Source organism: Nonomuraea sp. NPDC059007, assembly GCF_042740555.1.
GTDB lineage: Bacteria > Actinomycetota > Actinomycetes > Streptosporangiales > Streptosporangiaceae > Nonomuraea.
The window spans coordinates 1-10,920 of sequence record NZ_JBHYJD010000057.1 but is presented as its reverse complement, the minus strand read 5'-3'; the positions used below and the strand labels follow the sequence as shown (position 1 = coordinate 10,920).

General features: G+C 72.3%; 8 protein-coding genes and 1 riboswitch. Of the genes, 6 read left to right on the top strand and 2 right to left on the bottom strand.

Translation table 11 applies throughout. The features are described 5' to 3' along the window. Window positions 1-24 precede the first annotated feature (24 nt). Complete coding sequence (locus tag ACFWY5_RS49585; protein WP_379617464.1) at window positions 25-636, bottom strand: PepSY domain-containing protein; 612 nt, start codon at window positions 634-636, stop codon at window positions 25-27. A gap of 126 nt (window positions 637-762) precedes the next feature. Beyond that, a riboswitch (cobalamin riboswitch) is annotated at window positions 763-885 on the top strand. 39 nt (window positions 886-924) lie between these two features. Here ACFWY5_RS49585 and ACFWY5_RS49580 point away from each other — a divergent pair. From ACFWY5_RS49580 to ACFWY5_RS49570, 3 genes are read left to right on the top strand one after another with little or no spacing between them, the layout of a single operon-like run. Beyond that, entirely contained in the window at window positions 925-1,935 is a 1,011-nt protein-coding gene (locus ACFWY5_RS49580) for an ABC transporter substrate-binding protein (protein ID WP_379617462.1), read from the top strand. Beyond that, window positions 1,932-2,969: a FecCD family ABC transporter permease gene (locus ACFWY5_RS49575; protein ID WP_379617460.1), complete on the top strand. Its 1,038-nt coding sequence runs from the start codon at window positions 1,932-1,934 to the stop codon at window positions 2,967-2,969. Before ACFWY5_RS49580 ends, ACFWY5_RS49575 begins: the two co-directional genes overlap by 4 nt. Further along, a complete protein-coding gene (locus ACFWY5_RS49570) occupies window positions 2,966-3,739 on the top strand; it encodes an ABC transporter ATP-binding protein (protein ID WP_379639134.1) in 774 nt (257 codons plus the stop codon). The genes ACFWY5_RS49575 and ACFWY5_RS49570 overlap by 4 nt, the downstream gene beginning before the upstream one ends. Before the next feature lie 36 nt (window positions 3,740-3,775). Here the strand turns inward: ACFWY5_RS49570 and ACFWY5_RS49565 are convergent, their stop codons facing one another. Continuing rightward, complete coding sequence (locus ACFWY5_RS49565; protein WP_379639132.1) at window positions 3,776-7,207, bottom strand: AAA family ATPase; 3,432 nt, start codon at window positions 7,205-7,207, stop codon at window positions 3,776-3,778. Window positions 7,208-7,309: 102 nt separating this feature from the next. Here ACFWY5_RS49565 and ACFWY5_RS49560 point away from each other — a divergent pair, with 102 nt between their 5' ends. The 3 genes from ACFWY5_RS49560 to ACFWY5_RS49550 are packed head-to-tail and all read left to right on the top strand — an operon-like array spanning window position 7,310 to window position 10,799. Beyond that, a complete protein-coding gene (locus tag ACFWY5_RS49560) occupies window positions 7,310-8,350 on the top strand; it encodes a GTPase family protein (RefSeq protein ID WP_379639131.1) in 1,041 nt (346 codons plus the stop codon). Between the two features lie 15 nt (window positions 8,351-8,365). Beyond that, entirely contained in the window at window positions 8,366-8,575 is a 210-nt protein-coding gene (locus tag ACFWY5_RS49555) for a hypothetical protein (protein WP_184961307.1), read from the top strand. 4 nt (window positions 8,576-8,579) lie between these two features. Then, complete coding sequence (locus ACFWY5_RS49550) at window positions 8,580-10,799, top strand: PKD domain-containing protein (protein WP_379639130.1); 2,220 nt, start codon at window positions 8,580-8,582, stop codon at window positions 10,797-10,799. Window positions 10,800-10,920 lie beyond the last annotated feature (121 nt).

Sequence of the window (10,920 nt, the reverse complement as noted above, 5' to 3'; positions counted from 1 at the left end):
CCGCCTCTCCATCCCTCAGGCCGGTCAGCCGGTCGATTCCGGCTCGGCCGACGGCGAGACCACGCTGCCGTCGTCCGCGTTGACCTTGACCTTCGCCTTGGTGCCGTCGGCGGCGGTCACGTCGGCCTCCCAGACCACCGTGCCGTTGTCCCTGTCCAGGGACAGCTCGGTGATCTTGCCGTCCGGGTACTCGCCGGCGACCTTCTCCGCGGCGTCGGAGTAGCTGGTCTTGGCCGCCTCGGCACGCGCCTTGTGCTTGGCCTTCTCCGCGTCGTCGTCGGCCTCCGCGGACGGCGTGCCGACGACCTTCCAGGTCATCGCGTCGACCCGGACCTTGCTCTCGGCGCCGTCCGCGCCGATGACGGTGACCTTCCACACGCCGTTGTCGGAGTCCAGGCCGGTGACCGTACCTTCGACGGAGGCCAGCGCGGCCTCGCCCGCCTTCTTGATGTCGTCGGCACCGGTACCGGCGCCCGGCGAGCCCATGTCGCTGGGATCGGCCGGCGGTGTGGCAGGACTCTGGACGGCGAGGCCGGCGGTGTTCTGGGCGCCCCCGGAACCGCAGGCCGCGATCGTGAACAGCGCGGCGGCGGCCGCGGCCGCGCGAATAGCGTACTTCTTAGAATTTTCCCCCATGACGTGCACGCTGCCCCGAATATCTCCTAGGCATTCCCGCAGGTCAGTAGATCATGAAGACGTACGGCCGGGCGGGCAGCGCTCCGGATATGCCACGATAGATCCCGAAATAGGCGACGGCGGATCGAGGAAGCCGGTGTGAACCCGGCGCGGTCCCGCCACTGTGATCGGCGAGCGAGCCCCGACGAAGCCACTGCCCCCGCGGGCGGGAAGGCCGGGGTGAGCGTTGACCCGAGAGCCAGGAGACTCACGCGGTCGCCACCTCACGACCTTGGGGCGGATCTCCCCATGAGAGGAACGGTGGACGGCATGTCCTTCCCCGCGAGCCCGCGCGCGCTCGTACCCCTGCTCGTCGCCTCGGCCCTGCTGGCCGGCTGTGCGAGCACCCCCGCACCCGCCGCCGAGCAGGCGGCCGGAGCCCCCGCCGGATTCCCCGTCACCGTCGTGAGCTGCGGCGTCAGCACCACCTACGAACGGCCGCCCCGCCGGGCCGTCGCGCTCAACCAGCACGCCACCGAGATCATGCTCGCGCTCGGGCTGGAGAAGTCGATGGCGGGCACCGCTTACCTCGATGACGCGATCTTGCCCGAGTACAAGGCCGCATATGACCGGATCAAGGTACTGGCCAAGGAGTACCCCTCCTTCGAGGCGCTGCTCTCGGCCGAGCCGGACTTCGTCTACGGCGGTTTCGAGAGCGCCTTCGACGCCAAGGAGGGCCGCGGCCGGGACGTGCTGGCCAAGTCCGGCATCGACACCCACGTCAACTCCGAGGAGTGCCCGAACGGCCCGGTCACCGCGGCCCAGGCCGAGGAGGAGATCCGTACCATCGGCCGCGTCTTCGGCGTCGGCGAGCGCGCGGAGCGGCAGGTCACCGCCATGCGCACCGTCCTGGACGGCGTCAAGAAGAAGCTCGGCGACGTCGAGCCGGCCAAGGTGTTCGTCTACGACTCCGGCGACAAGACCGCCTTCACCGCGGGCGGCGCCGGGATCGGCAACGAGATGATCAAGCTGGCCGGCGGCGCCAACCTCTTCGCCGACCTGCCCAAGGCCTGGGGAAACGTCTCCTTCGAGCAGGTCGCCGAACGCGCGCCCGAGATCATCGTCATCTACGACTACGGCCAGACCACGGTCGAGGCCAAGAAGAAGTTCCTGCTGGCCAGCCCGGCGCTCAAGGACGTGCCCGCGATCAAGAAGCAACGATTCGCCGTGCTGCCCCTGTCGTCGGCGGTCCTCGGGGTGCGGGTGCCGGCCGGGGTGGAGGCGCTCGCCCGGCAGATCCATCCGGACCGGTTCAAGTGACGCAGGCGGTACGGCGTGCGCCGTACCCGCTGATCCTCGCGGTGCTCGCCGCGCTACTGCTGCTGGCCGCGACGGCGGGCGTCGCGGCCGGGTCGGTCGGGCTGCCGTTCGGGGAGGTCTGGTCGATCCTGCTGCACCGGCTCCGGCTGCCGCTGGGCGAGCCCACCTGGCCGGCCGTGCGCGAGACGATCGTCATGAACGTACGGCTGCCGCGCGTGCTGCTCTGCGCGGTCGTCGGCGCCGGGCTGTCGGTCTGCGGCATGGCCCTGCAGGCGCTGGTGCGCAACCCGCTGGCCGACCCGATGCTGCTCGGCGTCTCCTCCGGCGGCACCGTCGGCGCGGTCTCCGTGATGGTGCTCAACCTGTCGGTGTTCGGCGCGCTGACACTGCCCCTGGCCGCCTTCGCCGGCGCCCTCCTCGCGCTCTTCCTCGTGTACGGCCTGGCCAGGGCGGGCGGCCGGATGACCACGATCCGGCTGGTGCTGGCCGGAGTCGCCACGGCCGAGGTGCTGTCGGCCGTGGCCAGCTTCCTCATCGTCACCTCCAACGACCCGCACAAGGCCGACTCGGCGCTGCGCTGGATGCTGGGCGGCCTGGCCGGCACCACCTGGGACCTGCTCTGGGTCCCGGCGGCCGCGGTGCTGCTCGGCACCGCCGTGCTGCTGGGCGTCAGCCGTCCGCTCAACCTGCTGCTGGCGGGGGAGGAGGCCGCCGCCGCGCTCGGGCTGGACGTGCACCGCTTCCGCGGCGCGATGTTCGTGCTCGTGGCGCTGATGATCGGCGCGATCGTCGCGGTCAGCGGGGCGATCGGGTTCGTCGGGCTGATGATGCCGCACGTGGTGAGGCTGCTGGTCGGCGCCGACCACCGGCGGGCGCTGCCGGCCGCCGCGCTGATGGGCGCCGCCTTCCTGATCGCCGCCGACCTCGCCGCCCGCAGTCTCATCGCCCCCGAGGAGATCCCGATCGGCATCCTGACCGCGGTGACGGGCGGGCCGTTCTTCCTGTGGCTCATGCGGAGAAAGGCGGCCCGATGACCCCCGGTGAGCTGCGCGCCGAAGGCGTGAGCGTCGTGGTGAACGGGCGGGCCCTGGTCAGCGAGGTCACCCTGGCCGCCGCGCCGGGGGAGCTCGTCGCGCTCGTGGGCCCGAACGGGGCGGGTAAGTCCACCCTCCTGCGGACCTTCTACCGCGCCATGCGGCCCACCTCCGGGCGGGTACTCCTGGACGGGCACGACATCTGGCGCATGCCGGCCAAGCGGCTGGCCCGTACGCTGGCCGCCGTTCTGCAGGAGTCGCCGGGTTCCTTCGAGCTGACCGTGCACGACGTGGTGGCGATGGCGCGCACGCCGTACAAGCGGCCCTTCGAGGGCGACGACGACTCCGACCGGAGCATCGTGCGGGGCGCGCTGACCGAGCTGGACGTCGCCGACCTGGCCGAGGCGCCCTTCGACCGGCTGTCGGGCGGGGAGAAGCAGCGCGTGCTCATCGCCCGCGCGCTCGCCCAGCAGCCGGGCACGATGATCCTCGACGAGCCGACCAACCACCTCGACCTGCGCCACCAGCTCGACGCCCTGCGGCTGGTGCGGCGGCTGGGCGTGACCGCCGTGGTCGCGCTGCACGACCTCAACCTGGCCGCCGCCTTCTGCGCGCGCATCTGCGTGATGGACGGCGGGCGGCTCGTCGCCGACGGCCCGCCCGCCGACGTCCTCACCGAGGACCTGCTGGCCGAGGTCTACCGGGTCTCGGCCGAGATCCGCCCCCATCCGCGCACCGGAGTGCCCCAGGTCAGTGTGCCCGGCGACTGACCAGCGCCTTGGTTCGGCGACTATCCGAGCAGGGCCCTAGTCCGGTGGTGGGCCTAGCAGGGCTCGGGCCCGCGTCGCCAGGGAGGTCATGCCGCAGGGGAGCGCGGTCTGCAGGACCTTTTCCACCAGGGGCGCCGCCTCCTCCGGGCGGCCCTCCAGCACCAGCGCCCTGGCCTGGTCGTAGCGGAGCCTGGCCAGCTGCGGGCGCATGCCGCCGGTGAACTCCTGCGCCGTCCGCAGCCGGCTCAGGGCCAGGTCGCGATCGCCCGCGGCCATCGCCGCCACCGCGCCGAACCGGGCCGCCGGGCCCATCAGCACCGTCGGCCACCCGGCCAGCGCGACCTCCCGCTCGTGCGGGGTGAACAGCTCCGACACCCGCGCGGCCAGCGCCGTCAGCTCACTCCCGCCCGCGCCGGCCTCGTGCAGATTCCCGCACGACTCGGCCAGCAGGCTCAGCGTCGGCACCCGCCAGCCGTGCGGCGGGAACGCCGCGAAGCCCCGGGTGTCGTCGGCCAGCTCGGTGAACCCGTCCATCGCCTCGCCGTACCGGCCGGTCTCGGCGTGCGCCAGCACCAGCGCGGCCCGCCAGATCGGGAAGTAGCCGTGCTGCTCCACCCGGCCGGCCAGGTCGGAGCGCAGCAGCACCTCCAGCTCGCCGCGCTCGCGCAGCAGCCAGTAGACCTGGCCGTCCCAGGTCTGGCGCAGCGTGCCGGCGGGCAGTACCCGGGCCTCCTCCAGCTCCTTGACCGAGCGCTCCGCCTCGCCGAACAACCGGGCCGCTGCCTCGTCGAACCGGCCGCGCCACAGGTCCATCAGCGTGTCGAGGGCGGTCTGCAGCCACTCGCCCAGGACGCGCGGATGGTCGGCGATCTGGCTGCGGTGCCGTTCCACCAGGGCGGCGGCGGGCTGCAGCGCGCCGAGCCGCATCTGGTCGATGGCCAGCGCCACCAGGGCCTCGCTGTGGAAGTAGGCCGAGCCCGCGCGGATGCCCGCGTCGTGCAGGGACTTGGAGATGCCCAGCAACTCGGCGGGCGGCGCGAAGTCGTACAGGCCCCAGCGGCACTCGTTGAGCACCTCGCAGCGCACCTCGGGCGGGCAGCCGGGGCGCAACCCGGCCAGCGTACGGCGGGCCAGCTCCGGTCCGTCCAGCCACTCCCCGGCGACCGTACCGGGGCCGACCGCCATCGTCGCCTTGTGCGCCAGGTGCGCGCTGAGCTGGGAACGCAGGTCGGCGGCCTCCTCTTCGTCGTCGTCGGCCAGCGCCTCAAGCGCGTCCTGCAGCAGGCGCAACAGCTGCTCGTCGACCTGCCCGGGGTCCGTCCAGCGCCTGGCCAGCTGGACCGCGGCGCTCGCGCGCAGCCTCGGCAGCTCCGCCGCCGTGTCGTGGGCGTCGCGGTAGTGCACGCCGGCCGTGTGCATGTCGCCCTGGGCGTTGCGGACGTCGCCCAGCGTCATGAGCAGGCCGAACCTGGTCACCGGGCCGCTGGGCAGACGCATGCCGTACTCGGCCCAGGAACGCGCGGAGCCGACGCCGAAGGCGGCGAGCTCGGCGCGCGCGGCGGTCAGGCAGGCGGTGGCGACCTGCTCGTCGGGCACGTCGGGGCGGGCGGCGCGGGCGTGCACGGCCATGCGCACGGGAAGGTCGGCGGTCACCCGCTCGGCCGTGCGCAGGTGCTCACCGAGCACCTCGAACGCCCGCTTGTGCAGCCGCCTGGCCAGGGCCGGGTCCTCCTCCAGCGTGGCCAGGACCTCCTCGCGCCACAGCTCGTAACGGAAGCGCACGCCGCTGTGCGCCTCCACCGCGCGCTGCGTGACGGCCTCGGCCTGCTGCCTGTCGGCTTCGGCCGGTTCCAGCCCGAGCACCGCGGCGACCAGCGCGGTGTCGATCTCGCCTCCTCCGCAGGTGATCGCCGCCGCCGCCAGCCACGGCAGCAGCGGGCCCGGCCGCCGGCCGAAGCCGGGCAGGACCGACAGCTCGCCCTCGGAGTCGCGTACCTCGCACAACCGCTGCGGCAGCCCGCCCGTCAGCCGGAACGCCTCGGCCACCTCCCGCTCGGACGGCTCGCGCCCCCACACGGCGGCCAGCCACGCGGCCACGTCGAGCGGGCCCAGCGGACCCACGGTCACCGGCGACGCCGGGGCCTCGCGCCACGGTCCCTCCGGCCGCCCGGCCAGTACGAAGCCCACGGCCGCCTCGCCGAGCCCGCGGCGTACCTCGACCAGCAGGTCGCAGGCCGCGCGGCTGAGCAGCTCCGCGTTGTCGAAGGCGACGATCAGCCCGCCGCCCCTGGCCGCCCAGCGCAGCAGGCCGGCCAGCAACGACAGCAGGCGCTGCCGGAAGTCCTCCAGGACCGCGGGCGCGGGGGAGCCGGGCATGGCCGAGATGAAGTCGACGAGCGTGCGGTGGTCGGCGGGGGCCAGCGGGTTGTCGCCCGTGCCCAGGTCGCGCTGGAGGCGCGCGTACACCATGCCGGCCAGCGAGCGCCACGGCTGCAGCTCGCCGCTGTCCTGGCAGCTCACCACCACCGTGCGCGGACGGCTGGCCGCCGTGCGCGCGGTCAGCTCGGCCAGCAGTCTGCTCTTGCCCGCGCCCGGCACGCCCCGCACCGCCAGCAGCCCCGGCAGGCCGGTGCGCAGCGCGAGCAGGGCGGCGAGATGTTCCTGCCTGCCGACCAGTTCGCCGGGCACCTCGGGCGCCCGCGTCCGCGCGCGCGTGCCGTCCGGCGGCCGGTGCACGTCCACGCCGTGCTCGTGCAGCAGCAACAGGGAGAACGCCCGGTCGACGGCCTCGTCGCGCGGGTGCCGTTCCTCCAGGAGGCTTTCGGCCGCCGCCGCGCCCTCGTCGCGCAGCGTGCGCATGAAGCGCAGCAGCCAGATCGGGCCCAGGCCGTCGTGCCCCTCGCCCACCGGCCCGGCCAGCAGCGCGGCGACCTCGTCGTAGCGGGCCAGGCGCAGCGCGGTCTGGGCGAGGTTGCGTACGAGGTCCAGGCGCAGCCGTTCCAGCCTGCGCGCGTGGCGCGCGCAGGCCTCGGGAAGACCATCCCGCCACGACGCGTACGGCCGGCCGCGCCACTCCCCGGCCGCCTTCGCCAGAACGGCCAGCGCCCGCGCGTCGTCCCCGGCCCCGAGCCCGAGCAGGCCCTCCTTGACCGCGCGCTCGAAGCGGTGCGCGTCGACCACCTCGGACACGTCGCCGTCGAGCACGTACTCGTTGGAGCCCCGCTTGGAGCTGATGACGAGCCCGGCCCGCGCGAGGGTCGGGCGGAACCTGGACACCAGCGGCGCGATGCCCTCGCTGAGCGGCGCCTTGCCCTCCTCCCACAGGGCGTCGGTGAGGATGTCGCGCGAGACGGACCTTCCCGCCGCGATGAGCAGGGTGAGGAGTCTCGCGGTCTTGCCCGGCACTTGCTGCGGGCGCCCGTCCACGATCACTTCAGTACGGCCGAGCACCCGAATCTCAAACGTCACAGCGTCTCCACCCATCAATGCAAGATCATTGCAATGAGCGGCCCGCACAGTAGTAAACACGGCGATCGATGAAGTTTCTACCTATTGCGGGGGTGTTTGCTGATGTCACCGCCGAGGCATTTGTCGGCCGAGCAACTAGAGCGCATAAAAGCGGATGTTCTGCATAAATACGAAAAAGAGGCGGCTAAGCCGCTTTCTGTGGTCATCATGGGGCAGACCGGTGCGGGTAAGTCCTCGCTGCTCAACGTGCTGTTCGGTGCCGACCTCCCGACCGGTGACGTCCGCCCGGTAACCAAGGAGCCGGAAGCCATTCACCTTCCCGGGAAATCCGGCCATTCCCTTACTTTTTGGGATATGCCGGGAATAGGGGAATCGGTCGGCGCGGACGTCGATTATATGGCGATGTATAGGGAGAAACTCATCGGGTGTGACGTCGTCATCTGGGCGCTCCACTCCGACAACCGATCCACCACCTACGAGGCGTCCTGCCTGCGCCGCCTCCTGACCGCCGTAGGCGGCACAGGCGGCACAGGCGGCACAGACGGCACAGACGGCGCTGCCCTGGCCAACAAGCTCACGTTCGTGATGACCAAGGTGGACATCCTCACGCCGCCGTCCTGGATCTTCGCCCTGCACCGCGACAGCGGCGTCTTCGCCCCCGGCGCCCGGCTGGCCGACAAGCTGGCCGCCAAGGCCCTGCACTACGAGGAAGTGTTCGTCCGGCCGTGGGCGCACGCCCTGGTCTCCACCACCTACAACCCCGGCGGCTTCGCCCACAGCGACGACCGCCTCGGCTACGACGACTACACCATCCGCTACCGCGGCTACGTCAGCGCGGAGGTGTGCCAGAACTACCAGCGCCGCTTCCCGGCCGAGGCCGAGGTGTTCGCCCGGCTGCGCGACAACCACCGCGTACTGGCCTGCTCGGCCCTGTTCCGCTTCAACCTGGCCCAGCTCATGGTGGCCGTGGTCAACAAGCTCGGCCCCGGCGCCACCGCCCGCTTCCGCCGTCTTCTCGGCGAGACGGAACGGCTGGCAGAAGTGCCCGTCGACACCATGCGCGGCCTCGGCAACTTCCTCATCTGGGACGGCGCCCGCAAGCTGCTCGACCTGTCCGACCCGACCCTGCCACCGAAGCTCTGAGAGGAGCGCCGATCCATGGCGACGATCAGCGACGACGACATCCTGTACGCGGTCAACCAGCGCAGCAGACAGGACTCCGAATACCGCCGGCAACTCGACAAGGCCATCAAGCGCAAGGACGAGGACGACATCGCCCGCCTCGTCCGCAAGGCCGTCAAGAAGATCCTCGGCATCCTCGTGGACGTCACCTTCGACATCATCGAGCGCATCCTGGGGAGGTGGTGAACCGATGCGGAAGCGGCGCAAGAGCGGCGACTCCCGCGTCCTGCCGGCGGTCGTGCTGGTACTGAGCTGGTTGATCACCACCCCGGCGCCGACCGGCTCGCCCGTGCCCACCGTCTCCCCGGCACCCACCGTCTCCCCGGCACCCACCGTCTCCCCGGCACCCAGCACCTCCCCGACCACGACCTCTTCCCCGACGGCAACCGCCTCGCCACCCATCACCTCCTCACCGACCTCGGGTTCCTCACCGACCTCGGGTTCCTCGCCGTCCACCACCTCGGCGGCCCCCGCCCCAGCCCTGGCCTCCGCGCCTCTCCACCGGGTCGGTGGCATCGGCTGTGACGGTCACCCGCACCAGGAGCAGGCCGGAACCGTCACCCTCACCCGTGACGGCGGCTCGCTCAAGGTCGACGTCGAGGTGACCGACACCCTCTACCCCTCGCGCACCTTCACCGTCGAGGCATGGGAGGAGGCGCCGGGCTGCTACCCCGACAACGCGCTCAGAGTGCCCGGCGTGGGGCTGAGCACGAACTCCTCCGGCTCCGGCTCGACCTCCTTCACGCTGGCGCTGCCGTGGAGCCGGCTCTTCCCCGACGGCAGCACGGTCGTGCTGGGCGACGGCCAGGGCAGCGAGAGCCTCGTCGTCGTCCTGGACCGGGACAACTCGACCGGCGCCGGCGACAGCTACGCCGCCGGGCCCATCCGGCTCGACCCCGGCGGCCAGGCGCACGCCGACTTCACCACCACGCCGGAGGAGTCGGGCACCGACATCAGGTTCGACGCCTCGGCCAGCACCGTGCCGGACGGCGCCACCGCCCGTTACCGCTGGGACTTCGACAACGACGGCGCGTACGACGAGGAGAGCACCACCCCGGTGGTGCGCCACACCTACCCCGACAGCGCGGAACGGCAGGCCACGCTCACCGTCGTCCCGAGCCAGGGCGCCCCGGACACCGTCACCAAGGCCGTGGCTGTGCCCGCCGACACCGTCGTGGTTCTGTTACGCGGCATCGAGGCGTTCGGCGTCACCCCCAAGGAGAGTGCCTACAAGCTGGTCACCGAGGCCGCCGCCTTCCGCGACCTGCTCAACCGGCTCGGCTGCACCGACCTGGCCGAGGTCAACAGCGTCACCAAGCGCTGCAACACCACCACCCGGGCCAGGCTGCACTGGTCCCCGTACTCCTACCGCGGACCGAACGGCCAGGCCGCCCCCCTCACCTACGGCGGCGCCGACACCTGGCCCGCCCTGAGCGCCACCTCCGCCCACCTGGACCGCCAGATCAGGGAGATCGGCCGCAAGCACCCCGGCGCCAACGTGGTGCTGGTGGGCTTCAGCGAAGGCGGCACTGTCGCCACCCGCTGGGCCGCCGACACCTCGAACACCTCCACGCCCATCGTGACCATCGACTCCCCGCTCTACGGCTTCTGGCCAGAGGACCGCGCCAGCGTCTGGCCCGAGGACATCCTCAACTACTGCGGCATCTCCGTCGCCGGCAACAAGGTCGCCGCACCCGGCCCCGACTGGACGTTCTCCCAGGTCTGCTCCCGATGGAACCAGTTCGGCTTCCGCAGTCCCGTCTCCTACGACTGGCGGGCCGGCCGTTCGTTCGGCGAGGCCGGGCAGTTGTCCAGGGCGGTGCCGCTACAGCTCTTCAGCGCCACCAACCTCAACGACCTGGTCGCCCCGCCGTGGTGGGCCCTTTCCCCGCTCGCCGACGGCAACCGGATCACCACCTGCTCCAGCCTCGCCGACGGCCACCACGGCTGCGCCCTGCACGACGCGGGCGTCCTGACCGCGGCCAAGGGCGTCGTGGACGCCTCTCTCACAGCAGCCAAGCACCGCGTACGGCCGGACGTCGCCCAGACCAGGGCCGGTTGGGGCGCCGGCCCCGGCTCGCAATGGTTCGACGGTCACACCGCCACCGTCACCGCCCTGGGCGGCCTCGGCAGGATCGTCTCCGTCGGCCACTTCGGCACCGGCGACGGCGCCGGGGCCGGCCGCCTGACCTGCACATGGACAAGCGGTTCCCCCGCGCGGAGCGTCCCGCTGACCGTCACGGACTGGACCGCCCGCTCGTACGTGGTCTTCTGGCGCCCGCCGGGCATCGACATCCTGTTCCGCAGCCGGGTCCGCGTCCTGCCGTACGGCAACGGCAACACCTACACCGCCGACGTCACCGCCAACGACTCCAGCCTCCTCCTCACCCCCGACCCCTGCCACCCATAACTCTGCACCCCCACCCCAGCCTCCACCCTCGCCCAGGCCGCCACCCCCGGGGAATCCCGACACCCCCGGCCGAGCCGGGCAGCCCCCGACAACCTCGGACACGTCGGGGGCTGCCCGGCTC